Origin of the sequence: Arcticibacter sp., from assembly GCF_045629565.1 — a bacterium.
In the GTDB taxonomy this organism is placed as follows: domain Bacteria; phylum Bacteroidota; class Bacteroidia; order Sphingobacteriales; family Sphingobacteriaceae; genus Arcticibacter.
Genome location: NZ_JAZQRL010000100.1, coordinates 62569 through 89078, shown reverse-complemented (window position 1 = coordinate 89078; position 26510 = coordinate 62569). Strand labels below are relative to the sequence as shown.

The 26510-nt window shown below is 45.8% G+C and carries 22 protein-coding genes; 11 read left to right on the top strand and 11 right to left on the bottom strand.

Annotated features, from left to right (window positions below):
• Positions 1-2 precede the first annotated feature (2 nt).
• Positions 3-1493: an OmpP1/FadL family transporter gene (locus ACKI5J_RS12350; protein WP_407429780.1), complete on the top strand. Its 1491-nt coding sequence runs from the start codon at positions 3-5 to the stop codon at positions 1491-1493.
• 398 nt (positions 1494-1891) lie between these two features.
• On the opposite strand, the gene ACKI5J_RS12345 is transcribed toward ACKI5J_RS12350, so the two are convergent.
• Genes ACKI5J_RS12345 through argS form a run of 5 tightly spaced genes read right to left on the bottom strand, consistent with a single transcriptional unit; the run spans position 1892 to position 7738 of the window.
• Entirely contained in the window at positions 1892-3730 is a 1839-nt protein-coding gene (locus tag ACKI5J_RS12345; RefSeq protein WP_407429779.1) for a UbiD family decarboxylase, read from the bottom strand.
• Between the two features lie 26 nt (positions 3731-3756).
• The gene (locus ACKI5J_RS12340; RefSeq protein ID WP_407429778.1) at positions 3757-4704 is read right to left on the bottom strand and encodes an aldo/keto reductase; all 948 of its coding nucleotides are present in this window, start codon (positions 4702-4704) and stop codon (positions 3757-3759) included.
• 58 nt (positions 4705-4762) lie between these two features.
• Positions 4763-5455: a phosphatase PAP2 family protein gene (locus ACKI5J_RS12335; protein WP_407429777.1), complete on the bottom strand. Its 693-nt coding sequence runs from the start codon at positions 5453-5455 to the stop codon at positions 4763-4765.
• Between the two features lie 36 nt (positions 5456-5491).
• Complete coding sequence (locus ACKI5J_RS12330) at positions 5492-5947, bottom strand: NUDIX domain-containing protein (RefSeq protein ID WP_407429776.1); 456 nt, start codon at positions 5945-5947, stop codon at positions 5492-5494.
• Positions 5948-5971: 24 nt separating this feature from the next.
• Positions 5972-7738 (bottom strand): arginine--tRNA ligase, encoded by a 1767-nt coding sequence (gene argS, locus ACKI5J_RS12325; RefSeq protein WP_407429775.1) that lies wholly within the window; start codon positions 7736-7738, stop codon positions 5972-5974.
• Between the two features lie 85 nt (positions 7739-7823).
• On the opposite strand from argS, the gene ACKI5J_RS12320 reads away from it, so the two are divergent.
• From ACKI5J_RS12320 to ACKI5J_RS12310, 3 genes are all read left to right on the top strand, one after another.
• Positions 7824-9257, top strand: a complete 1434-nt coding sequence (locus ACKI5J_RS12320) for an arginine deiminase family protein (protein ID WP_407429774.1) — start codon at positions 7824-7826, stop codon at positions 9255-9257.
• 5 nt (positions 9258-9262) lie between these two features.
• The gene (ctlX, locus tag ACKI5J_RS12315) at positions 9263-10186 is read left to right on the top strand and encodes a citrulline utilization hydrolase CtlX (RefSeq protein ID WP_407429773.1); all 924 of its coding nucleotides are present in this window, start codon (positions 9263-9265) and stop codon (positions 10184-10186) included.
• A 78-nt stretch (positions 10187-10264) separates the two neighbouring features.
• Positions 10265-11650 carry an arginine decarboxylase gene (locus ACKI5J_RS12310; protein ID WP_407429772.1) on the top strand — a complete coding sequence of 462 codons (1386 nt, stop codon included), beginning with the start codon at positions 10265-10267 and terminating at the stop codon, positions 11648-11650.
• A 147-nt stretch (positions 11651-11797) separates the two neighbouring features.
• Here the strand turns inward: ACKI5J_RS12310 and ACKI5J_RS12305 are convergent, their stop codons facing one another.
• From ACKI5J_RS12305 to ACKI5J_RS12290, 4 genes are all read right to left on the bottom strand, one after another.
• Positions 11798-12793, bottom strand: a complete 996-nt coding sequence (locus ACKI5J_RS12305) for an NADP-dependent oxidoreductase (RefSeq protein WP_407429771.1) — start codon at positions 12791-12793, stop codon at positions 11798-11800.
• Between the two features lie 61 nt (positions 12794-12854).
• Positions 12855-14522: an FAD-dependent oxidoreductase gene (locus ACKI5J_RS12300; protein ID WP_407429770.1), complete on the bottom strand. Its 1668-nt coding sequence runs from the start codon at positions 14520-14522 to the stop codon at positions 12855-12857.
• 101 nt (positions 14523-14623) lie between these two features.
• Positions 14624-16081: a Gfo/Idh/MocA family protein gene (locus ACKI5J_RS12295; protein WP_407429769.1), complete on the bottom strand. Its 1458-nt coding sequence runs from the start codon at positions 16079-16081 to the stop codon at positions 14624-14626.
• A 268-nt stretch (positions 16082-16349) separates the two neighbouring features.
• Positions 16350-18455 carry a hypothetical protein gene (locus ACKI5J_RS12290; protein ID WP_407429768.1) on the bottom strand — a complete coding sequence of 702 codons (2106 nt, stop codon included), beginning with the start codon at positions 18453-18455 and terminating at the stop codon, positions 16350-16352.
• Between the two features lie 475 nt (positions 18456-18930).
• Here ACKI5J_RS12290 and ACKI5J_RS12285 point away from each other — a divergent pair, with 475 nt between their 5' ends.
• Positions 18931-19692: a GDSL-type esterase/lipase family protein gene (locus ACKI5J_RS12285; RefSeq protein WP_407429767.1), complete on the top strand. Its 762-nt coding sequence runs from the start codon at positions 18931-18933 to the stop codon at positions 19690-19692.
• An 11-nt stretch (positions 19693-19703) separates the two neighbouring features.
• On the opposite strand, the gene ACKI5J_RS12280 is transcribed toward ACKI5J_RS12285, so the two are convergent.
• A complete protein-coding gene (locus ACKI5J_RS12280) occupies positions 19704-20939 on the bottom strand; it encodes an ATP-binding protein (RefSeq protein ID WP_407429766.1) in 1236 nt (411 codons plus the stop codon).
• 568 nt (positions 20940-21507) lie between these two features.
• Between ACKI5J_RS12280 and ACKI5J_RS12275 the strand changes: the two genes are divergently transcribed.
• The 6 genes from ACKI5J_RS12275 (at position 21508) to ACKI5J_RS12250 (ending at position 26056) form a co-directional block, all read left to right on the top strand.
• Positions 21508-21747, top strand: a complete 240-nt coding sequence (locus tag ACKI5J_RS12275; RefSeq protein ID WP_407429765.1) for a hypothetical protein — start codon at positions 21508-21510, stop codon at positions 21745-21747.
• Complete coding sequence (locus ACKI5J_RS12270) at positions 21740-21994, top strand: alpha/beta fold hydrolase (protein WP_407429764.1); 255 nt, start codon at positions 21740-21742, stop codon at positions 21992-21994. The genes ACKI5J_RS12275 and ACKI5J_RS12270 overlap by 8 nt, the downstream gene beginning before the upstream one ends.
• A gap of 334 nt (positions 21995-22328) precedes the next feature.
• Entirely contained in the window at positions 22329-22847 is a 519-nt protein-coding gene (locus tag ACKI5J_RS12265) for a hypothetical protein (protein WP_407429763.1), read from the top strand.
• Positions 22848-23038: 191 nt separating this feature from the next.
• Positions 23039-23857 (top strand): DUF6597 domain-containing transcriptional factor, encoded by an 819-nt coding sequence (locus ACKI5J_RS12260; protein ID WP_407429762.1) that lies wholly within the window; start codon positions 23039-23041, stop codon positions 23855-23857.
• 236 nt (positions 23858-24093) lie between these two features.
• Complete coding sequence (locus ACKI5J_RS12255) at positions 24094-25092, top strand: alpha/beta fold hydrolase (protein WP_407429761.1); 999 nt, start codon at positions 24094-24096, stop codon at positions 25090-25092.
• Between the two features lie 124 nt (positions 25093-25216).
• Positions 25217-26056 carry an NAD(P)H-binding protein gene (locus ACKI5J_RS12250; RefSeq protein WP_407429760.1) on the top strand — a complete coding sequence of 280 codons (840 nt, stop codon included), beginning with the start codon at positions 25217-25219 and terminating at the stop codon, positions 26054-26056.
• Positions 26057-26059: 3 nt separating this feature from the next.
• Here ACKI5J_RS12250 and ACKI5J_RS12245 read toward each other — a convergent pair whose 3' ends face one another.
• Complete coding sequence (locus tag ACKI5J_RS12245; RefSeq protein WP_407429759.1) at positions 26060-26428, bottom strand: cupin domain-containing protein; 369 nt, start codon at positions 26426-26428, stop codon at positions 26060-26062.
• Positions 26429-26510: the final 82 nt, after the last annotated feature.

Here is a 26510-nt window from a genome sequence, read left to right as displayed (position 1 = left end):
AAATGAAAATTCAGAATATAGTAATGGTGATCGCAGCTACTGCGATCACCCAAGTATCATACGCTCAATTTAATCAGGATGCGCTCCGGTTCTCGAGATTTAACGAAGGGTCGACATCCAGAATCAAGGCTATCGGAAACGCTTCAACGGCTGTTGGCGGAGACCTGAGCGCTATCGGTGGTAATCCGGCGGGACTTGGTTTCTTTAACCGCTCTGAAATCAGCATCACCCCTGAGTTCAATTCTTCTAACGTCACTTCCAACTATTTTAACCAAAGTGAATCCGATGGAAAGGATCAGCTCAATTTCCATAATGCGTCGTTATTGTTCCATTCCGCCAAGAAGGTTCCGGCAGGGTCAAATGCAACAACCGGCTTTCTGAACTTCAACTTCGGGCTATCATGGAACAGAACGAATAACTTTTATGATAATTTGTATCTGGCCGGACGTAATCCTAACAATTCTATTGCCGATTTTCTGGCAGACCAGGCAAACCTGGTAGGGGGTAGTGTCGATGACCTGAACCGTGCTGGCAATCCTTTGGGCTGGTGGGGCTACGAAAGCTACCTGATTGACTCCGTCGGCCGCGACTCATACGGGAATCTGTATGGTCCCAACACCTATACGGATGCTGACCAGACGATGACCCGAAGAAGAACAGGTGGTCAAACCGAGTTTAACATCGCAATGGGTACAAACTACAGCAATAAACTTTACCTCGGACTGAGTGTAGGTCTGACAAGTTTGCGATACAACTCCTACTCTACTGTAAGTGAAGTAGGAAATGTTGGGGCTGTAGGCAACATAGTGCCTGAAGGTGCAGAATACAGAACTTTTTACGATTTCAACCAACAGACGCGTGGTAGTGGGGTAAACTTTAAGTTAGGGATGATCTACAAACCTGTTGAGTCGGTTCGTATAGGTGCATCGTTCACCAGTCCAACCTGGTATTCGATAGAAGATGACAGCAGTCTGGCTCTTGAGACTTTCTATGATGGAGGAGACCAGTTCCCTGCACTGCCGGAAACCTTCGCAGACAACTACAATCTGAGGACTCCGATGAAGGTTAATGGTGGTGTAGCCGTTTTCTTTCAACAGTTCGGTTTCCTTTCAGCAGATATTGAGTATGTAGACTATGCCGGAATGAAGTTAAGCAACTACCCTACTTCAGGTGATGATAATCAACGTATTTCAAACTTATATAAATCCGTCGTAAATGCGAAAGTGGGCGGTGAAGGACGCTTGAACGAGAATCTTTACCTGCGGGCAGGATATAGCTACCTGGCAAACCCTGAAGAAGGAATCGGTGGCGCAACAAATGTGGTAAGTGGTGGCCTCGGCTACCGGGTGGGTAATTTCTATGTAGACGCTACCTATCAGAATGTATCCAGGAAGCAAACGATTTATCCTTACGAACTGGCGACACAAAGCCCTGCGGCAGACTTAAAGTGGACCAACGATAATGTTTATTTGACTTTGGGCCTTCGCTTCTGATCAGACCATTCAATACATAAGCAAAAAGAGGGCGATCGCCCTCTTTTTTGTTTTTATGCCAGCCTAAGGAAATTCCGGAAACTCCCTGAGACTTGCTCGGGTCTGGTGGTGACCTGGTGGTGACCTGGTGGGGGCCTGCTGGTGAGCTGCTGGTGGGTAGAGCCACGGTGTAGCTACGTTGCAGCCACGGTGTAGCCACCTTTTCCTTACAAAACGTGGCTATAAGGTGGCTACACGGTGGCTGAGGTATGGCTGCACCCACTAGCTGCCCACTAGCTGGCCCTCGGCTGATCACAGGCTGATCAGAAACAGGCCTCAGGGCATAGACAGCCCTGGCAGAACGCATGGATATCTGATCAGGATAAAGACGCCTTCCGCTTTTAGAAAGTTTCGAAGTATTAAATGATACCGAAGAGAGACCCTCCTTTGACGCCCATCCTATCGACCCGCCGTTCGACCTCCTGATCCTTTATTAATTCTGGTGCATGATGAGGTTTCTTACGTGCATCAATAATCAGAGGACCTCTGCAGCCCCAATGTTTATGCTCCGTAAAACTATTAATGCCATGTACGTCATGCGAAGGATTGCTCCGCGTGAACGTTACCCAGACCAGATTATTAATATCAGCTGCAGTAAATTCAGCATTGTCACATAAAATAATCAGAGCAAGACCATCTAGTTCAACACCTTTCAAATGTACATCCAGTAAAGCGATTTCCCTCTTCGTGCCTTCCGCGGAAGAATATGGCATGCCCTCCACCGCTATTACGCCCGGTATGGCCAGCTTAAACCCACCGAACAGCGACGGTACTTCAAAGTAATAGGGTATTTCTCGCCATAGCTCGCGCCTTTTATCGCCTGCAGCAGCAAACACCACCTTAGATCCGGAGTTCAACCCATCACCGCTATAGTCCAGCGTATCAATCGTCGTATTGGTATGAAAGTGGAGATCTCTGGTAAAATCCATCCGCTCCAGCACATGCATCATAAATGTGTCGATAGAATGTGTATGGAGAGCAGGATTGTCTTCCTTTGCCGCAATAAAAAGATACTTAGCCAGACTGAGCTGGTTTCGGCCGAGAATTTGGTTCGCGATGGTCAGGATCTCCTGAGGCCGGCGCTCGTTCAGGTACGGCGTATACCGCTCGCTCCCGATCGCGAACAACAGGGGATGTACGCCAGCAGCATCTACGGCATTCACTTCGTGCAACCCAGCTATTTCCTTCGGCATAGCAGAGCCCGTGATTTCATGGATTAGCGCGCCAAAACTGGTATCTTCCTGTGGCGGGCGACCTACTACGGTGAAAGACCAGATCGGATTCTTCTTATGGTATACCTTATGAACCTTCATCAGCGGAAAAGGATGAACCAGACTATAGTAGCCGAGGTGATCTCCAAAAGGTCCTTCCGGCTTATTATCCTGCGGATAGACCGTTCCAGTGATAACAAAGTCCGCATCCGCGGAAATACAAAATCCTTCGTCGTCGTAGAAATAACGGAACCGGCGATTGCCCAGTGCTCCAGCAAATATCATTTCTGATAACCCTTCTGGCAGTGGCATCACGGCTGACAGCGGATGTGATGGGGGGCCTCCTACAAAGATACTCACCTTCAGCGGCTGTCCTAAAGCATTGGCTTTGGCCTGATGCACTCCGATGCCCCGGTGCAGCTGATAATGAAGTCCTATTTCCTTGTCCTGTATGTAGTCATTTCCGCCCAACTGGATGCGGTACATCCCCAGGTTGGCGTTCATAACGCCTGGTTTATCATAATCCTCCGTATACACCTGAGGCATGGTCACAAACGGCCCTCCGTCCATCGGCCAGTTTACAATTTGAGGAAGTTCAGAAATGCTGGTTTGTCCAAATGACACCGGAGCATTCCGGCCCACTTTCATAGGCAAAGCCGATAGTGCCGTCAGGCTGACATTGGCGTATTTGAAGGGATTCTTCATGGCCTTTACAGGATCCATCTTGATGTCCACCAGCGTCTTGATCTTGTCGAGAGTGTCCCTGAAAATGAATTTAGAGCGCTCCAGCGTTCCAAACAGATTGGATACCGCGGGAAACTTGCTGCCTTTGATATTTTCAAAATACAAGGCTGGACCCTGATGCTCGTAAACGCGCAGGTGTATAGCTGCCATTTCCAGGTAAGGGTCCACTTCTTCTTTGATCCGTATTAAATGGCCATGCTGCTCCAGGTCATTTACACATGCTTCTAAACTTTGATATCCCATTAAGGCCAAACTTAGAGATTTTCGCCTTAATATGCGCTTACTGCATTCAATTCTTCGAGGTCTCCATTGTCAAGATTCAGATACGCAGCCTTTGCAATGTCGCGCAGCTGCTCCACGCTGGTAGCACTGGCAATAGGAGCTGTAACGCCGGGTTGCGAAATGAGCCATGCAAGTGACACTTGCGCAGGCGTAGCACCGTGCTTCGCGGCGATTTCATCAAGCTTGTTTAGTATCGAAGTGCCTTTCTCGTTCAGATACTTTTTAACGCCTGCGCCGCGGGGACTCTTGGAGAGATCGGCTTCAGACCGGTATTTTCCGGTCAGGAATCCGGCGGCTAATGAGAAATAGGATATAACACCGATTCCGTACTCCTTTACAATTGGCAGGTATTCCGTTTCAAAGCCCGCACGCTCAACTAGATTGTACTCCGGTTGGAAACATTCGTATCTGGGCAGTCCCTTTTCACTTGCGTCCAGTGCTTCCCGTAGTCTCCCGGGCGCAAAGTTGGACGCGCCGATAACCCGCACCTTGCCTTCGCTGATCAGCTTCGCATAGGCCTCGAGCGTCTCTTCCACCGGAGTAGAAGGATCGTCGTAGTGTGACTGGTAGAGATCTATATAGTCTGTCTGGAGCCGGCTTAAAGAGGCCTCAACAGCCTGAATGATGTAGTCCTTTTTCAGGCCTTTAAGTCCCTCGCCCATCTCAGAGCCGACCTTGGTAGCCAGCACGATATCTTTGCGTTTTTTGCTTTCTTTCAGCCATTGGCCAATGACTTTCTCCGAGTCACCTCCTGAATTACCCGGCACCCAGCGGGAATAGACGTCTGCTGTGTCTATGAAATTAAACCCCAAGTCAACAAACTCATCCAAAAGTTGGAAAGATACCGATTGGTTAGCGGTCCAGCCGAACACGTTGCCGCCAAAACAAATTGTAGATACTTTGAGCTCTGATTTACCTATTTTGCGTCGTTCCATATTGTCGAAATTATATTGATAAAACACCGCAAGGGGTGTCTTGTTCGACAGGGGTCTGTCATTTCCTGGTTTCGATCCGCTTGAGCAACCACAGGCAAAGCACCAGCCATATAGTTCCCATGCAGTATCCGGCCAGCACGTCACTTGGATAATGAACCCGTAGATAAACGCGGCTATAACCGATGATAACAATAAAACTAAACAACAGCACGATCAGCAAAATCTTCAGGAAGATATTTCTTACATGCTTGGCTGTCAGGTAGATAAAAAGACCAAAGAAAGTAACACTTGTCATAGCGTGCCCGCTTGGGAAGCTTAAACCATATGCCGGATCAAGCAGCGGAACCAAAGGCCGGGACCTGTTGAAGACAAGCTTGAGCAAATGCATTACGCAAACGCTGCTGAGTGCTATGACGCCAAGTTTGATGGATTGCCACCTATCCTTCCTGATAAACAGACAATAGCAGATAAGCAAAATATTGGCGGGAAGCATGAAACGGGTACCGCCGATCCAGCTGTAAATCACCATAATCCGGGAAGTCGTTTCGTTTGTATGGGGTTCAATCAACGAATAGATTTCGCGGTCGAAAGCTTCGTTCTCGTCGATCAGGATCAGCTTAACGAGCACAAAAAAAGATATCAGTGAAACAAACACGAGCATGGCGACCAGGAACCCCTTTGAGAACAGTCTGAACGATCGTTGCATTTCTTCAGAACCTGTATTATCTGGGGGTGCGGCTGGTTGTTCCATAGGTAGTTAGGGCTTTGTATCAGTTAAGCAAATAGTTCAGCTCCCCGCTTTGTTCGTAAATTCATGTAACTTTTCGATGGCGATCTTATCTGTAAGAAAGGTTACATCATCGGGAGAAAGTGCTGTCCTCTTCACCCACCGGAACGACTGCTTCACTGCGCCGTCGTCCTGAAAGTCGAAGCTGCCCGTGGAAATACGGCACTTCAGCTGTTCAAGAGGCTTTACCAAATAGTAAATACTGATGATCTGACTCTCATTAAAAGACGACTTTTCAAAGAAATCTGTGGTATATATATGCTCAAGAACTTCTATGGGAGTTTCACATTCTTCCATGAACTCCCTCCTGAGCGCATCCAAAAGACCTTCGCCATACTCCAGGCCCCCGCCAGGAAACTTACTAAACCTCACTGACTGGTGCTCTTCATCACTAAGCAGGATCTCATCCTGCTCATTGATCAAAAGGCCGTACACACGTACATTGAATAAAAACATTTTTACGTATTTAGAGCAGTAAGCTTACATTCTTTGCGGAACGTCGATACCCAATAACTTCATACTTCTCTTCAACACAGAAGCGGTAGCAGATGAAAGAGCGAGACGGATATGACGAAGGTCCGCATTCTCCTCTTTTAAAATAGGCTCCTCATGATAAAACTTATTGTAGAGCTTGGCTATGTCGAACGCGTAATTGGCAATCAGTGCAGGACTGAATTCAGCCGCAGCGGCCGTAACAACAGCAGGGTACTTACTTATGGCAAGAATTAACTCCCGCTGAACGGCCGAAAGGTCGGCAATATCGTCGAACGCAGGCGTGGCAACATCGGCCCTCATGAGCACCGAGCAAATTCTCGCATGTGTATACTGAATGAACGGACCGGTATGCCCCTGAAAATCAATAGACTCATTCGGATCAAACAAGAGACGTTTTTTAGGCTCTACCTTCAGCAAGAAATACTTCAGCGCACCGAGACCGATCATCCGGTACAGGCTGGCCTTTTCGTCTGCGGAGAAACCATCTACCTTTCCTAACTCTTCTGTACGCTGACGAGCTGTATCAACCATCTCCTGAATGAGATCGTCTGCATCAACCACTGTCCCCTCGCGGGATTTCATCTTACCAGATGGCAGATCCACCATACCGTATGAGAGGTGGTACAGGCCTTTGGCCCATGATTTTCCGAGTTTGTCGAGGATTAGAAACAACACCTTAAAGTGGTAGTCTTGCTCATTACCAACAACATAGATAGATTCATCCATCTGGAAGTCGTCGTATTTCAACTGAGCGGTTCCGAGATCCTGTGTGATGTATACAGACGTACCGTCACCGCGCAGAACCAATTTCTCGTCCAGTCCGTCTGCTGTAAGGTCAATCCAAACCGAATTATCTTCTTTCTTAAAGAAAACCTTCTTCTCAAGGCCTTCGTCTATGATGTCCTTTCCGAGGAGGTAAGTGTCAGACTCGTAGTAGTACTGATCAAACTCGACACCAAGGCTCTTGTAAGTAACATCGAAACCGGCATACACCCAGCTGTTCATGGTTTTCCAGAGATTTATCACCTCCGGGTCGCCCGCCTCCCATTGACGGAGCATCAGCTGCGCTTCCTTAATCAGCTCCGCGTTCTTCTTTGCTTCATCCTCGCTTTGACCAGCAGCCTTCAGTTCGTCAATCTGTTTTTTGTATTCCTGATCGAATTTAACGTAGTAATTTCCAACCAGCTTATCGCCCTTTAGCCCGGTACTCTCAGGAGTCTCGCCATTGCCGAACTTCTGCCACGCGAGCATGGACTTACAAATATGTATCCCCCTGTCATTCACCAGGTTCGCTTTAATCACCTCATAACCTGATGCAGCCATGATTTCCGACACTGAAAATCCAAGAAGGTTATTGCGTACATGCCCCAGGTGTAAGGGTTTATTGGTATTGGGCGATGAATATTCGATCATCACCTTTTTACCGTTAGACGGAAGCTCGCCGAATGCAGGAGCAAGGATCGTTCCGCGGAACAGATCCAGCAAATAGGCATTGCTAAGGGATATATTAAGGAAGCCTTTGATTACATTGAAACCTGAAACCTGTGGAAGATTTTCCTGAAGATAAGTGCCTATTTCATTCCCGGTTTGCTCGGGGGACTTCTTTGAAGTGCGTGTAAGTGGAAATGTTACGATGGTTGTTTCTCCTTCAAATTCTTTCCGGGTTTCCTGAAGGTTTATGTCACTCTCTTTTAATTCAATGTGGTATAAGGCCTTTACAGCCTCAAGGGTTCCTTTTACAATAAAATCCATCCGCCAAAATTAATCATTAGCGCGACAAACGCCACTTATAAATTCTGATAAATTCCTTTAGATTTGTTATACAACCACCATGCTTATGAAAATACCCGGATCAGAGATCAATGTTGATTCAGAAATCGGCCGGCTACGGACGGTTCTGATTCATAGTCCCGACAACGGGATCGGACGAGTAGCGCCCTCAAAAGCCCAGGATTGGCTCTTTGAAGACATCCTGCATCTGGACACCGTACGAAAAGAGTATGACTATTACGTGCAGGTACTGTTGTACTTTCTGGATCCTGAAAAGCTCAGAGAAAAGATACGTTCGGGCGATAGACAAAACCATGACCGTGCGTTCTACAAACCGGGAATACAGGGGTTCTACGCCTCAGACCGCGTTCTTGAGATCGAGAAGCTCCTGGCTGATATTCTCGAAAACGAAGGCATCCGGGAGAAGCTTTGCGCCGCCGTTTGCGCGATAGAAGGATGCAGTTACAACCAACAGTCGGATCTGAATGCTCTCGAACCGGCGCGGTTAGCCAGGATTTTAATATCCGGATCACTCCAGAGCGGTGAGATGCTTTTCCCTCCCATCCCTAACCTGATCTTTACCCGTGATCTCGGAATCGTCATCAATAATTACATTCTCCTCAACAAGCCTGCGAAGAAAGCCCGGAACCGGGAAGCGCTCCTCGCACGGTATATATGCTATAACCATCCGCTTTTCGCTGCGTACCGCGACCATATTCTGGAAATCCCTCAGCAGGTACAACACTTTCTGCGACCAGGTGAGGCGCCTGATGAGAAGGCAACCCTCGAAGGAGGCGATGTGATGGTTGTAAGTCCAAACCATGTCATCATCGGCTGTTCAGAGCGCACATCGCCAAGTGGCGTGACTCAGGCAATGCGCCTGCTTTTTGACAACCATGTAGTCGAAAAGGTCACCGTTGTGAAGATTCCGCATAAGCGCGACTATATGCATATCGACACGCTGTTTACGCAGGTTAATCGCCATACCTGGGTTGTATTACATTCCATCTGTTCGGGGCGTAATAAGATCAAGGGACAGCCGCTTGAATATCTTACCGAGAAAAAGAAACCAGACCAGGTTCAGATTCTCCAGTTCAAAAGGAATAAAGACGAACCGAAAAAATTCAAAAGCATCGAAAGCCTTCTCGCATCGGTAAGCCTAAAAGATCTCGGCAGCACGGAAGAACCAGTGTTTATCTATTCAGGAAATGATGAGTTTCCGCACGACGAACGTGAACAGTGGACCGACTCCTGCAATCTTCTTACTCTTAAAGATGGCGTAGTACTTGGATATGATCGAAACGACAGGACTGTGGAAGCGTTTAAAGCGAGCGGTTTCGGAGTCATTCACGTGGAGGAATTTATTGAAAAAATGGAAGCTGGAGAGACAGACATCAACTCACTGAAAAGCACACTTATTCTCATGCCTTCGGCTGAACTCTCCCGGGCCAGGGGCGGATTTAGATGTATGAGCATGCCTTTGCTACGAGATCCAATTTAATTAATATGCAAACGACATCCAGACTATTGATGATCAGGCCTTCGGAATTCGCATTTAACGTGCAGACGGCCGCTAGTAATGTTTTTCAGAAGGCCCCTTTAGCAAACGAGCAGGTTCATGAGCAGGTACTTCGCGAATTCGACCGCTTTGTGGCCTTGCTGCGCGATAATAAGGTGCTGATATTAGTAGTAGACGACGATCCGGAGCAGGATACCCCCGATGCCATTTTTCCAAATAACTGGATCTCCACGCACGAAGACGGTACGCTCATCATCTATCCTGTAGAAGCGGAAAACAGACGTGCGGAGAGAAGAATGGACATTGTAAAGGCCATACAGAACGGTTACCGCTTCAAGCATTTTGTAGACCTGAGCTTTTTTGAGCTGAGTGGAAAGTTTCTCGAAGGAACAGGCAGCATGGTCATCGACCGGGATTTTTCTATTGCCTATGCTTCTATCTCCACGCGGACGCATCCCGATGTGCTTAACTACGCCGCGAACCTGTTGAACTACGATACGGTAACCTTCCATGCCACTGATCACGCTGGCAGACCGATATATCACACTAACGTGATGACATGTATAGGCAGAGGCTTTGCCCTGGTTTGTCTGGAAGCCATTCATGACGAGAAAGAAAGAAGCACTTTTTTGAGTTCCCTTATCGAAACGAATAAAGAGATCATTCCCGTGTCATTAGATCAGATGAATCATTTTGCGGCGAATATATTACAGATCGAAAACACGGAAGGCGAAAGCCTGATCGTAATGTCGTCAGGCGCTTATAGCGCATTGACCGAGACACAACACAGCGCATTAACCCGTTACGGAAAAATCATTTATTCTCCATTAACCACTATAGAGCGCATCGGCGGAGGTAGCGCGCGCTGTATGATAGCGGAAATCCACCCTCCTAAAACCACGTTATTGTAAACATTTAAATCTTTAGCGATTTTAAGGAAATATTATTCATTAAAAAATTACACTTTTGCACAAATTTTAATATTATAAATGCAGAGCTACGAAGAATTTCTTGACCTGAGTGTAGGATTTCCGCAGGAAGGATTTGAAGTAATAGACGACGAGCTATACTTCCACGACCTGAACCTGATGGAGATGATCGAAACGTACGGTACTCCCCTACGTTTTACCTATTTGCCGCTGATCACGAAGAAGATACAGAAGGCGAAAATCCTCTTTCAGCAAGCCATCATAAATAATAACTACCGTGGTACATACATGTACTGCTACTGTACAAAGAGTTCCCATTTCAAGCATGTCGTAGAAGAAGCTTTGAAGAATGATATTCACCTGGAAACATCTTCTGCTTTTGATCTGCCGATGATCGATGCCCTTGAAAAGAAAGGAACTGTTTCGAAGGATATTACCGTGATCTGTAATGGCTTTAAAACGTATCAGTACAAACAGTATATCGTGGATATGCTTCATGATGGGTTTAAAAACATCATCCCCGTACTGGACAATAAAGAAGAGTTCAATCTTTATGATGATGAACTGGACATTCCCTGCAGCCTGGGCATCCGTATTGCGGCAGAGGAGCAGCCTGATTCTCAATTCTATACTTCGCGGCTGGGCATCCGAATGGAAGACATCATCGACTTCTATAACAACAAGATCGCCACAAACCCGAACTTTGAGGTAACGCTGCTGCACTTCTTTATCAACTCCGGTATCTCCGATACACCTTATTACTGGAATGAGCTGGAGAAGTACGTGACGCTTTACTGCAAGTTCAAGAAGATCAACCCCGCCCTTTCCATCCTGGACATCGGTGGTGGTATGCCTTTCAAAGATTCCCTGGTATTCGACTTTGACTACGAATACATGGTAAACGAGATCGTCAAACGTATCAAGGAAATCTGCGCTGAGCATGATGTGGAGGAACCGGATATCGTGACCGAATTCGGGAAATATACTGTCGCTGAGGCATCTGGCATACTGTATAAGGTATTGGGCCGTAAACAACAGAACGACCGTGAGAAATGGCTGATGCTGGATGGTTCATTTATCACCAATTTGCCGGATGTTTGGGCATTGAATCAAAAGTATATTTTGGTGCCGGTTAATAACTGGGACTCTGAGTACGAACGCGTCAATCTGGGGGGTATTACCTGCGATGGTCAGGACTACTATAATCAGGAAGCGCATATGAACAGTGTGTTCATGCCTAAAACGAGAAAAGTTCAGTACCTTGGTTTCTTCCATACGGGAGCTTACCAGGAAGTGCTCAGCGGATACGGAGGAATTCATCACTGTCTTCTTCCCTCTCCTAAGCATGTGCTGATCCGAAGAAACCGCGACGAGACTTTCAACTTCGAAGTCTTCGGCGAAGAGCAAAACAGCAAACAGGTAATGAAAATCCTTGGATATACATAAAAAGAAAAAGCCGGTCATTAAATCGACCGGCTTTTTTTTCGCCTGACAAAAAAGCTTCTCGTATTTTCTAAGTCCGGGTATGACGTATGCTATGCTGTTCATGTTCCGGGGATGACAAGGCTTTCTTCTTTCCCTAAACAGGAGCCATCATACCTTTACTACCATCTTTCCGTTATTTTTACCATCAAATAAATCGATAAATGCCTGCGGTATCTGGTCAAAGCCATTAACGACGGTTTCTGTGTAAGTCAGCTTTCCTTCCTGTAACCATTTGGTCAGCTGCTTAATGCCTTCCGGGAATTTGGCGCCGTAATTGGAAACGATAAATCCCTGCATTAAAACACTGTTTTTGACTATTATAGGTTGTAATCTCGGCCCCAGAGAAACCTCGGTATCATTGTATGATGATATTGCGCCACAAACCGGCACTCGTCCTAAATTATTGATATTTGCGAGTACAGCATCTGACACCTCCCCTCCGACGTTATCAAAATAGATATCGACACCGTCAGGAGCAGCATCAGCAACCGCTTTTGTCATATCCTTGGTAGTTTTATAGTTGATACCGGCATCAAATTTGAATTTCGATTGGAGTTGTTCAATCTTTTCGTCACTTCCCGCAATGCCAATCACTTTGCATCCGAATATTTTGCCGATTTGACCGACTACACTACCAACGGCACCAGCCGCACCGGAGACGACCAGCGTCTCGCCCTCTTTTGGCCTCCCGATCTCTGTAAGACCAAAATAAGCAGTCAGCCCCGTCATACCCAGTATACCCAGATAAGCAGAAAGATCAGCTGCATGAGCGTCGACCTTGTTCAGTCCCTTCCCTTCAACCACCTGATATTCCTTCCAGTCGAGCAGGCCGGTAACAAAGTCGCCCTTGCTGAAGCTGTCACGGTTCGATTCCAGCACCTCGGCCACAACAGCAGATTGCACAGGCTTACCGAGTTCAAAAGGAGGCACGTATGACTTCGCATCTGCCATCCTCCCTCGCAGGTAAGGATCCACAGATACATACAGCGTTTTCAGGAGAACATTACCCTCTGAAAGAGCGGGTATCTCCTCTTCTGCGAATTTGAAATCATCCAATGTGGGTTTCCCTTCAGGTCGTCTGTTTAGCAGGATTATCTTGTTCATGCTTTTGTAACAACTCAGGACACCGCTAAGTTTGGCAACTTTTTGTAAAACTTCCTTACAATCAGGGGTTGACGAGAGCGTCCTCATCGCTATAGAACTTCCATAGCAGATACCCGCCGGAAAGATTAGTGACATGATGAAAGCCGTTTTGCACGAGAATCCGTTGAGCCAGGTAACCGCGCATTCCCTGCTGGCAGAATATATATACGGGTTTCTCAGCAGGAATTTCAGACAGGCGACCTCTGATTTCATCCAGCGGGATGTTGAGAGCGCCTTCAATGGTGCCCTGTGCAAATTCTCCGGGTGTACGGACGTCAATTAAAACAGCATCATGCTCCACAGAGCGCAGTCTGACACAATCGATCACTTTCAACCGGTCATGCATGATATTTTCCGCTACGAAGCCCACCATGTTTACAGGGTCTTTAGCCGAGGAAAACGGAGGCGCATAAGCATGTTCTAATTCTGTTAATTCATGAATAGTCCCCTTATTTTTGATCACCAAAGAAAGGAGATCAAGACGTTTATCTACACCTTCTCCGCCAATGACCTGTGCACTTAAGAGCTGCCCGCTTTCAGGAGAAAAAGCAATTTGTATCGTCATCAGCTGAGCACCGGGATAATAACCGGCATGAGAGTTGCCATGAATAGTGGCGACAAGATGAGGAATTCCGTTTCGTTCCAGCTGTTTCACGGCCACCCCCGCCACACCTATGGAAAGATCGAAAAATTTAACGATGGCTGTATTTATTGATCCCATATACTTTTGCCTGTTACCCAGCACAAGGTTGTTGGCGCACATTCTACCCTGTTTATTGGCAGGTCCCGCTAAAAAGGTAAGCGCCGGCAGATTGGATATAGGATGGGGAAATTCGATAGCATCACCAACAGCATAAATATCGGGATCTGAAGTTTGCAGATAGTCATTCACCCAGATTCCGCCGGCCCGGCCAATTTTAAGGTTTGCTTTCTCTGCCAGGCGGGTGTCGGGCCTGACGCCGATAGAAAGTATCACAAGATCCGCATCAATCGATATATTACCCTGTAATTGCACCTTCAACTGACCTTCTTGCCTTTCAAACCCTTTGACAGCAGAGTTCAGATAAAGCTTGATACCCTTTCGCCGGAGATGCGTCTGCGCGATAGCAGCTATAGGCAAGTCGACCGGAGCAAGGATCTGGTTACTCATCTCTACGACGTTCACCACCAAACCGAGTTCATGAAGGTTTTCGGCCATCTCCAGGCCAATGAAACCAGCACCGATTATCACAGCCTCTTTAGCTTTTGTCCGGGCAATAAACGCTTTAATATAGTCAGTATCAGCCACATTTCGTACCGTAAAGATGCCCTCATGCTGCATCCCGGGCAAGGCTGGTCGGACTGGATTGGCACCGGGCGACAATACCAGTTTGTCGTATGATTCGGTATACGCTACGCCACTCAGCAAATCAATGGCTGTGACTGTCCTCTCTGCGCGATTGATCGTTTTCACTTCGGTGCTCACTCTAACGTCTACATTAAACCTCGCAGCAAAGGAAGTGGCCGTTTGCACAAACAGCTTATTCCTGTCCTTAATCACATTCCCTATGTAGTATGGAAGTCCGCAGTTGGCGTATGATATGTATTGCCCCTTTTCGAAAATTACTATTTCGGCATGTTCGTCTAACCTTCTCAATCGCGCTGCAGTACTGGCTCCCCCAGCCACAGCACCAATAATAATGTATTTCACCTCTTTTTGTTTCCCCAAATCTCTTCATAATAGAAAGGAGATTTCGGTGATAAATGTCACAGAACAAAAGTGATGATGGTCATAACTGCTTCATTGATACACTATCCACCCATACCCCAGCCTTTTCGATAGTCCCTCTTCACGAACTGATTAACCTCCTCAAAGTTGGTAACACGCATATTCTGATTGTCCCATAACATTTTGAGGCTCTTTCCGGGGGAGATCCATCCGCCATTTGCGCCTGGCCTTCTGATGTCGTGCCCCCGTATAGCGAGGTTTGCCATCAGCAGCGCTTCTGTAAGCGGACCTGATTCTTCAAAGGGAGCACTCACCTCAGCATTACCATAGCCTGCGATACACGCTTCGACCCACTGCGCATAGTGCCCTTCGGCCTGTCCCGGGATACGCTTCAATTTTTGCTTAACGTTTACCTCGGCCGTGCGGGAAGTCGGCAGCAACTTGGCGTCGTCGCCATAGGTACTGGCGATCATTTTACCTTTAGTACCTACAAATAAGGTGCCGTTGCCTCCATCTCCGAATATTTCATTAGCCCCGAGCTCATCTGGTCTTACGGGCTGTATTCCGCCATCCATCCAATGTAAAGTTACATCTCCCCTGGTTTTACCGGTTTTTGGGAAAGTAAGGGTCACGTGGCTGGACGGCGGAAAGCTTTCAGGGAAATACCCTTGCTTAAACTCATCAACATAAACAGTTCCTACACTTGCCTGCACATCTTTGGCATACTGCAATCCAAGAACCTTAAATGGCGCATGTACCAGGTGGCAACCCATATCTCCTAATGCCCCTGTCCCATAATCCCACCAGCCGCGCCAATTAAAGGGGACGAGTTTATCAATGTAGTCCTTAAACGGCGCCGTCCCCAGCCATAAATCCCAGTTCAAATCTTTCGGAATAGCAGCCTTGGCCGAAGGCCATGGTATTCCCTGAGGCCATACCGGACGGTCAGTCCAGCAGTATACCGTATGTACATCGCCGATAATACCCGCATCATACCATTCGGTTAACTGCCGGACTCCATCATTTGACGCCCCCTGATTCCCCATCTGGGTAATCACCTTATACTTTTTTGCTGCTTCTGTAAGCATACGGGCTTCGTATATGTCGTGGGTGAGCGGCTTCTGCACAAACACATGTTTGCCCAATTGCATAGCTGCCAGGGTGTTGATAGCGTGGTTATGATCGGGCGTAGCAATGGATACCGCATCGATTCTTTTAGACTCTTTATCCAGAAGCTCGCGCCAGTCTTCGTAGTATTTTGCTTTCGGGAAAGCGTTTACGCTGGTAGCAGCACGACGCCTGTCAACATCACAGAGAAAGGCGATGTCTGCCTTTCCCGTTGCTGCGAAAGAAGCAATATCACTTTGGCCTTTGCCTCCTACACCTACGGCTGCTATCTGGAGACGATCGCTGGGAGCAATATATCCCTTTCCGCCCAAAACAAAACGCGGAACGATTAAGAAGCTGGCTGCCGCCAAAGCACTTGTCTTAACAAAGTTTCTTCTCGAAACGTCGTTAGGTTCATCTGATTTTTGTGTCATGTTATAATTGGTTGTGAATCAATAACAAGTTAGCAAATTGAACAGATATAATGATCTTCATTCATTCGCATGCCATTAATTTTCACTACCACCTATGACCAATACGTCATGAAGGCTTTGAAGAGGTTTCTGTAGGGTACCTCCTTAAGCAGACAGCAGCAGAAGGGCTCTGTTTAACCGTCAAAAAGCTTGAAAGCGAAATATTCAAGGGAAAGTAAGCCTTCCCCTTGAATATGGTGAACGTTGAGAGCGCACCCCGATGTTTAGTTTATTGGCTTAACACGACGTGATAGGTCTTAATCATGCCATTATAATCAAAATTCACAGTAGCAGTGCCAGATGCCGATTCCGCTTGCTTGATAGTCACTTTTACGTTCTTATTATTTGAAGAAGCGGTTAGCTTTGGTACTCCCGTTTCAGAAGATGGAACCTTATAACTTGCCTGATATACATCATATCCGACAAGACCATTGGCGTTGGTAGATCTGACCGGAGTGTCAGGAATATTAATAGCTTTCCCATTGACTGCAATTTTTATCTCGGGTACAACCGGACGAACAATCTTCTTGTTTTTAGCCGAGAACCCCAGCCCTATCAGATCAAACAGCGCGTCAGAATCAGCACCTTCCGCCACAAGATAGATGGCATGCTTCTTATCCAGGTTATCTACGAATTTAGAAACATCAACAGCAAACTGAGTAGTTTCCTGTTTCGCATTTGCGGGCACCGTTATTTCGCCGATCTTTTTGCCTTTCCATGCAGCATTGTCCCAAGGTCCGTCTATCCATATACCAACCTTAAAAGATGCCGTTGTTTTGGGAGTTATAAATAAGTTAAACTTCGTCTGATTTCCCGCTTTCGTTCCCTGAAACGCCTTCAATCCCAGTTGATCCTTGTCCAGACCTCCGAAACCAAAATACTTATAGCCAACGATATGGCCGTTCTTCACCTTAGTAATGGGCATATGATTGTCCCAGATATCCCAGGAATCCTGTTGTGTACTGATATCAGAGAGATAGCTGGCGTATCCGGCAGAGTAATATTGGTAAGGATCCAGACCATAAACATGGAAGCCTTCTGAAGTCACTTCAGCTCCTTTATATTCCATCCCTTTGCTGTCTTTCGCCGTCCATATCTTATCCTCCGCATATGGATCAAACGCACGGATGGATAGCGTGCCTCCTTCAGCTACCGGCTTTTCATCCCACTTAATAGTTACCGGAGCAACCACTGCCTGACGAGCAAAACCAAAGCCTCTCGGTGGTCTATGGTAGAAAACATACCACTGCCCGTTGATCAGTTCCAGACTACCATGAGTATTGTGACCTGCGTTGGTGGTTTCTATCGCAGTGCCATCCTGATTCAACACAGGAGCACGGGAATCCACCAGAACACCGCCACTTTTCCAGGGTCCTAAAGGCGAGTCTCCAATCGCATAGCGTAATGTAGAATTGGAACTGCTCACCCCATACTCAGGACCCGAATACCCACTGTAGACCGTGATATACTTGTTACCCACCTTACGGATAGAAGATGCCTCAAAAAAGTTAAATGATCCAAGATCCTCTTCTTTATAGATATTCGGATATGTTGTTCCCTTGGGATCACGAATAACGCCATACCGGTGACTGGCAGGTAAAAGGTAGTTGATAATCTCCTTCCCTGGTCTGAGTGAATACAAGGTATTCTGATCCAATTCCGCCGCCATTGACCTTTGAAATCCCCAGAAGCCATATGCACGGAAGCCTATCTCAAAATCAGGATCCTGAGGATCAGTTATGTATTCAATATACACCGCAGGGTCAAATCCCAGGATACTTCCCGGAACAGTACGCTTCCCATCTTCTGTTAAGTTAACAGGGGTAAATGGTCCGTCAGGGCGACTTCCTCTGGCAACCATGGCTTCGCGGTTGGGGCCGCGGCTATGGGGAAAAAGGTAATATTCTTTTTTACCATCTTTTCTTTTTACCTCCACCAGATCCGGGGCATACATCACATCCCACTGTCCGTCAATTCCATAGGTAAAGATAGCTCCTTCATCGCGCCAGCTGGACAGATCTTCTACCGGAGCCGACCACATTCTGATATCCGGGCCACAATAACTCGTAAATCTCAAATCATGAGAGCCAATAATGTAAGCACGGTATTTACCGGGGTTGTCAGGATCCTCGAATACGCGGGGTTCGCCATCGGGTAAATGCTCCCATAAAGGCAGATAGGGATTGCCCGCGCCTTTATGAACAAACTTTTTTTGCGTTCCACTACTTCCCTGCATACTGTTTTGTGCCTTAACACCGGTAGCGATGAAACCAAACACCATAATAAATAACCATATCGAAGACTGCTGCTTCAACATAAATGGAGATCCCCTCATAAACGATTTACTTCAGATTAGTTTTACTAAATAATAACACTTTGCAATTTTATCATTGTTGAGAGCCAACGAGCAGCATTAATCGCTAAAAAGATAGAATTTTTGTTTACCCGCAGCAGCACACAGATGCAGGAAGGAATAATCGACCTTCAAATGAATCAGATTTTCTCATCCGTAGTGCAGGCGCGCGAACCTGCTTGCCATTGGCGGAAACTTCCGAAGAGCAATTTGAAACCCTTGTTACCATACACTTGAAGGGTGCTTTCCTCTTGATATAAAAACACTGCCCCTGCTGAATGATGGCACCGGAATAATAAATATTTCTTCAGAGTCTGGCATGCGTTGCTACGCCGGGCCGTTCTGCTTAGGCAGTGGTAAAGGGTACGCCAATTAAATTTAGTTGGATAATGCGCTCCGGTTTTTCTTTAGCTAAGATTTCATTCTATACCTTTAAACCAAAACTGCCTTAGTAGCCATGACCATTCGCTCTGTATCCATATTCATCCTCCTTGCACTTTTCGCCTTCGCGCCTGCCGAAAAGGAAAATCTGAACGTCATCTTTATCGGTGACAGCATCACCCGTGGCACAGCATCCAAAGATCAGTCTCCACCGAGCCATGCCGAAGATATGCTCCGCCAGCTCAATCAATGGAAAACAGTGCAGGTATCCAATCAGGGAAGAAGCGGTAACACCACCCTGAATTTTCTGCCTTCATCGAAAAGCGCATATGCAAGTGTCAGAACTGCCGCAGATCACTTCTATCAGGATAAAACAGCCAGGCTCTTGTTTTCGATCATGCTAGGCACCAACGACAGCGCCATAAGAGGACCGCTGGGATCTCCTGTGTCCCCTGCTACATACCATACCAATCTTCGGACAATTGCAGACAGCCTGCTGAATGCATACCCAGAATGTCGCATCGCGTTTAACTACCCGCTTTGGTATAGTGATAACGCACAGAATAAGGGTGCAGAATATAAGAAGGAAGGACAGCTACGAATATTGTCATACTGGTCTGAGATTGATAAGCTCGTAAAGTCGTATAAGAAAACCCACAAAGGCCAGGTCTTCAGTGGAGATAAAAAGGCGTATCAATATTTCAAAAAAAATTATTTGACTGACTTCAGAACCGAGACCGGTCCAAGCGGAACTTTTTATTTACATCCTAACCAACAAGGTGATAAAGCACTGGCTGAATTTTGGGTTAAAGCGATAGTAAAAGCGTTAAAAAACTAAGCCCTAAAGGACTATAAAACTTCAGCCAACCCCTCGCGTTCTTCGTCAGTCAACGCCGTAAAGCTTTCAATAACCTCCACAATATTATGACCGTTGTTCGTTGCGAGCAAAAGGTTCAATAGACCTACCAGCGTTTTGCTCTGTTGGCTATTGGAACTTTGAAAAATGCGGGGCTCTGCACAATATATTTCCTTTACAACGGTCTCCAGGTCATTGGCTTTACGATCAGGCGGAGGAAAAATCCCACGGTCATGATAGTCCCCGATTAATTTGTCGGCCTGAACGCCCCTGATAAACTGCTTCTCCTTATCCGACACTAATGCATTAAGTGCCTTTAGCAAAGCTTTGTAAGAAGGGTGCGCCTGGTTCTTACCGGAAAACTCCAGAACAGGATCATCTTCAATTGTTTCATGAAAATTATCAAAAAACGGCGATTCCACATATACCGAGTGATGGAAGTCAATAGCTTTATTATTAAAGGAAGTATGTTTCTTACCTGCCTCCTTTTGATTCTTTCCAAGAAAATAGAAGTAGTAGCGGTCACCGATTTTCTGATTCCAGCGGATGAATATAGCCCTGAAATGGTAGTCACCAATTTCATACCTTACTTCTTCGGTATCACCAATAATCTTTTCATAAGCGAGCTCGGCTCCATTGATAAAGATTTTGCAGCCTCTTTCCCGGTTAAGAAATAAAAACCACCCGAACTCACCTGAAAGATAATCCTCAAATTCCTTATTAGAAAGCAGGTTTGCTGATAAATCAATAAAATTCTGAAAGTTGACAACCGTCCCGGTAGAGACATTCTTCACGATGACAGTGTCCGCAATAATAAAATTTTGTAAATCACCCTTATTGATAGTGATACTATATCGAAGTAATTTACCATCAGGTCCCTCGAAGGTGGTAAGCCAACTGCAACTATTAGCGAAAGTGCTGAATGCATAACGCCCTTTTCCCTTCCTGCCCTTCTGGAAACCATCCGTATAAGCTGACTCACGCTTTTTTGAATCAAGAAAATTGCCAAACGTTTCATCAATCGTTTCGATATCAATGCCTGTACCGTTATCAGTAATGGAGAACGACGCGAGATGACCGAGTTCATTTGCATCAAAATCTAAATGAATTTTCGTGGCGCCGGCATCAAACCCATTCCAGATATACTCAGCCAATGCCTTTTTATAATCGTTAGGCAAACCGCTTTGTTCGATGCTCTTCGTTGTGATTTTCGACGTATGCTTGTTCATTTTCTTGTATGGGTCTACTGGTATAGCTATGATCTTGAGCACTTCCCACATCACTTACCGATACTCCAGGGTAAAAGAATATGCACAATATACTAAAAACAACCACCTAAAAACAAGCACGGGCTATAAATTCAAATAAGTTCTGTTATTTTCATCTTTTTCTTTGATACACTTGAAGATCAGATCATGTCCTCTATGCCCTCCGAATCACTTGAGGTGATAGATTCAATAATTCTCAGCAGCATGTCGTTTTTTTACAATCATTTAATCCAATTCATCCGTTACCTGGAGCTATTAAACAAAATCTTACCACGATAACCAGTCTATGGATGGCCGGGAGATCTGCGAAATTTTCGCACCTCGAAGGCCATCATCTGCTCATTTCAACCTTTTAAATACAACCATGAGGTAGCGATGGATGGTACTTTAAAAAAATAAATACATTTAGGTGAAAATGAACATACCGGCTGTTCAAATAGATGATATCACACATGGAGTCTTCTTATCTTAGATCAAATCATACCAACTTATAAACCACTGAAAATAAATCTTTTCGTAAAGTCACATTATGCATTATAAAAGCTATCGACCGCTCGAAGCCCACAAACATCTTGTAGACTTTTATTGGGAGTATGAAGACGACTTTTATAATACCTCTGCATATGAACAGTCAACGATTGCCTCCATAAACCCGAAACTAGCCTTTCAATATGTGGGTAACATGGAAATCCAGACTAACTCAGGCGTAGAGAGAAAATATTTACCAGCGGATTCCAGGGGCAGACAGACACCTTTAGCACGTGTTTAACCACGCGACACTGAGGGGAGGAGAAAAATACTACGGAAAGATAGGATCTTTAGCTGTAAAGTCTCTGATTATACACGGCGATCGTGACGACGTTTGCCACTACCGACATGCACCATTCCTTGCCAGGAAATTAAAAAACTCATATCTGCTCACCTTGGAAGGCACCGGGCACGAATTAATTCCTACAGACTGGGACGTTATAATCAATGCCTTCTCTGAAGCAAATGCAACGGTGCTTTCGAAGTAATCACATATACCCCCTTGGGAATCATTGTTAGATCTCCGAAACATTATAGTAATGATCAGAGGCTCCAGGAAACCTTTATAAAAAACCCGAGAATGATACAATAGGAGTGTGACCATACTCAGGAATCTTATCTCGATTCCTGAAACTATCACCAAAATGCTGATCCAGTCCACACGCAAGAAGAATATGAAGGCTGAGGTAAAGGAAAAGTACCCGTTGGAGCTTTGTAATGTGAGAACAAAACGCCGATGTGTATACACAATCATATAGTCCTCTGTAGCACTTTCATTGATTTGGCCGTCTATCCATAATAAACTAACCAAAAATAAAAACGATGAACACAGACCTTGAACGCTCTCTCCCTGAAAGACCTAAAAAAAACATGGTCTGGCCTGTTATAATGTTGATAATTTCAATATCAGCACTGAACTACTCCTGTAAAAAATCTCCTGGAGACGATGAATTAGTACTTGATAAAAATCTGACAAAAAGTGCTAAGAAGTATCAGGCACTCGTAGCCGGACGAGATGGTCAGAAGGGTAATTTCGACATTACCAATGTAGAACGGACCGGCGATATCTTAACTGTAACAACAAGAGGCGGCTGCAGCGCAGATGATTTCAGTGTTGTATGGAATGGTGAAATCTTACTATCATACCCGGCGCAGGTTAAACTGGTTATATACAAGAATTCTTCAACAACTTGTGCACCCGGAACAGTGGTTAATGTTAAGATCGACTTAACTAAAATCATGACAGATCCAAACGGGAAAGACTTTATCTTCCACGTCGCCAATGGATCTATAAAAGAAGACAAGTCGCTTAACCCTGATGGCTCCGTATCATCTCATTAGCAGTGTGCCATTTTCAGCTAGTTATGCGGCAGAAGTATGGAGCAGCGCCCCTTGCAAATTCAGGCTTCGGGCGCAGGCTTCTGCCCAGCATAACCGCACTAATTGACATGCTGACTCGGGATACCTTCACGGCGAATGTAATGTCAAAATAGTTTCTCCCTGCATCTCTGTCCTATTTATCCTAAGCTCATATGAATTACGAAAAATTTTTACCGGAGCAAAGGCTACTTCCATACGTTAAATATTTTTATAAGCTGGTCAGTGCGAATAGCAAATCACGGCAAGACCACAAGACACTTCGAATCATTACAGATGGTTGCCCGGGGATAATATTTCAATCTCCGGAAACCGGTCATTTCAGCGTGGACCAAAAAAAACTTCCAACAGCATTTTTGTTTGGCCAATCAACTAAACATGCAGACCTCTCCTTATACGGCAATTTTGATACAGTGGGAGTAGCTCTCCATCCGAACGCCTTAACGGAAGTATTCGGCTTAGATGCCAGCTCGTATACCGATTCTTGCATAGAACTCGGTTCAATATCCAGTGAGACACGCGCTGTTACCGACCTGCTGTCAGAAGCACAGACCATAGAAGGAAAAGTACAGATACTGCAAACCTTTCTGGCCCGCAGTGTAGAAATATATCAACCGAACTCGCCAGGCGATATGCAGTATGCCATGAATCAAATAATGCTAACAAATGGCACCATCTCCTTAAAAAGCTTGCAGGAGACCATTCGGATCCCACAGCGCAGTTTTGAAAGGAAGTTCAAGCAATACATCGGAATCTCTCCTAAGCTTTTCGCCCGGATATGCAGTTTTCAGGCATCGTTGCGACAATTGAATAGCCATCAGTTTAACCGGCTTTCTGAGATTGCCTATCGTCATCAATATTCCGATCAATCACATTTCATCAGGTCATTCCGCGAATTCTCGGGGTTGAGTCCAACAACATATTACAAGAAAACAAACGAAGTTATAGATAACCTTTCCGAACTGCTGCCCTAAGCCGTCCGTTTTCCGTTTATCCGAGGCCTTCAGCTTGCCTGTGATCCGACTATTTCGTTTGTCTTCAAGTGTGCGGCTATCAATCTGCGACAACATAAGTGAAAAAAGAATGGAAAAATGTAGTCTTTGCAAAACCAGCGGAACTAATTAGATCAAATGCAATCCTTGGTCTTCAAAGATCACCGTGGCATTTGAAATGCGTACTCATAAACGAAGACAATAACCATTTAAAGCTTATGAAAAATTCAGTAAAAAGAACCACTCTGGTCATGTCGGCTCTAATCTTCTCCTTTCAGCTATGTATGGCGCAGACACAGACCTCAGCAACCATTCCAGAGGAAAGAGGGGTAGCAAAAGCAAATAATCTCTCCATTGCTTATGAGCGTTTCGGAAAAGAAAACGACAGAACCATCATATTAATCCAGGGGACGGGTGCACAAATGATCCTATGGCCCGACAAGCTGTGCCGGGAACTGGCGGGGAAAGGCTATAGCGTTATACGCTTTGACAATAGAGATATAGGACTATCCTCCAAGCTGGATACTCTGGGAATGCCCGACTGGCCAGGTATTATCGCCCTGATTGGTACCTGTGATGAATCTAAACTTCCATACACATTACTCGATATGGCTAAGGATGTCATCGGATTAATGGATGCGCTTCAAGTGAATAAAGCCCATATCGTTGGAGCCTCAATGGGAGGTGCGATTGCGCAACTTATTGCCATCCATTACCCTGATCGCATCCTCTCCCTAACCTCAATGATGTCTTCTTCAGGTAACCCCAAATCAGTTCCCGGAGATCCCGAAGTTCTAAAACTTATGGGAACGCCGCCGCCACAGACCAATAATCAGGATAGCCTTGTCAGCTATCTGGTTAACATATACAAGGCGATGGGAGGTCCCGCGCACCCCACTCCGGATAATAAGTTAAAAGATATGGCAAGAAAAAGTGTCCAACGGTCGTGGTACCCCATGGGAAGCGCCCGCCAGGCTGCCGCCGTTATCATCGGAGACAATTGTGACCGAAGAGCTTTGCTTAAGAATATCAAAGTTCCGACAGTTGTAGTCCATGGCGAAAGTGATCCGGTAGTGAACGTCGAGGCAGGTAGAGAATTGGCCCGCGCCATCCCTAACTCCAAATTCATATCAATAGCAGGAATGGGGCATGATTTACCTGAGACATTAACCTCTCAATTTGCAAACGCCATTATCACTGCAGCTACAAAAAAGTGAGTGTCGGCAGCTCTTGAAACAATCAAAGCGCTAAACGTCGACTTGCTTGAATTGATCAGCTGTTCTGGCGGTTTTGTTCTATTTATAGCTTTCCTTAAGCTCTATTTTTGAAATAAAACAGAACATGAAAAATCATTTAGGAACCGTATTGGTTTTAGGGGCCAGTGGAAAAACCGGCAGCAGGGTGGCAAGAAGGCTTGAAGACCTGGGTGTTGCAGTCAGGAAGGGTTCACGTTCAGGTAACCCTCCATTCGATTGGGAAGATGAAAGCACCTGGGACCAAATATTACAGGGAGTTCATAGCGTATACATTACTTTTCAACCTGACCTAGCAGTCCCTGAAGCCGAAGTATGTATTCGCAAATTTGTCAATCATGCTAAGAAGCCCGGTATGCATAAATTAGTGCTCTTATCTGGTCGCGGCGAACCTGAGGCACAAAGATGCGAGCAGATCGTTATGGAAAGCGGGCTAAAATGGACCATTGTCCGGGCAAGCTGGTTCAACCAGAACTTCAGTGAAGGTTATCTGCTAGACCCAATATTGGCAGGATATGTATCCTTGCCAGCAGGAGATGTGAAAGAACCCTTTGTAGATGCAGATGATATTGCCGAGGTAGTCGTAGCATCGCTTACCCAAGAAGGACATGACGGCAAATGCTATGAGGTTACCGGACCGCATTTACTTACTTTTAAAGAAGCCATCGCTGAAATTTCACGCGTTGCGAACCGCACTATTGAGTACAATCAACTTTCTTTGTCCGACTACCAATCCATGTTGAAAGAATATAACGTGCCAACTGCAGTAATAGACCTGATGTCCTATCTTTTTTCGGAGGTAATGGATGGGCGCAACGCGTCCATTGCACGTGGAGTAGCAGAAGCTTTGGGAAGAGAGCCAAAGGATTTCGGGGAGTATGTAAGCACTGCGGCAGATAATAAAGTGTGGTCAGTAGATAAAAACTGATTATTATTCTGTGTCCGACTCATCTGGTTTGAGCTCAATATTGCTCCTGTCCCCATGGGCCATGGGTTCCGAGATAACAAGAAATTCTAATGTTTGCGTGCCCTTGTTGGCGATTGAATGAGTTGCGCCGCATGGGACATGAATACATTCTCCGGATGTCAGAATAGTTGTTTCGTCACCAACTTGAATAGCGGCAGCTCCTGATAGAACATAAAAGAGCTGCTGACTTTTCGAATGAAAGTGGGCAATTTCCATACTGCCTTCAGGCATACGCTCCTGGATGACACTCAGCGAGCTCGATTTCAGAAGATGCCATCCATCACAGTTAGTCCCCCACTTGTAATGCTCCGCGTTATGAAGAGAAATTTTCATAAACTACCTATATAATACAATATTAGTCAATTAGATAAACCAGAGTCCTGATATTGAAACAGGCCAAATGTCCGTCGCACTC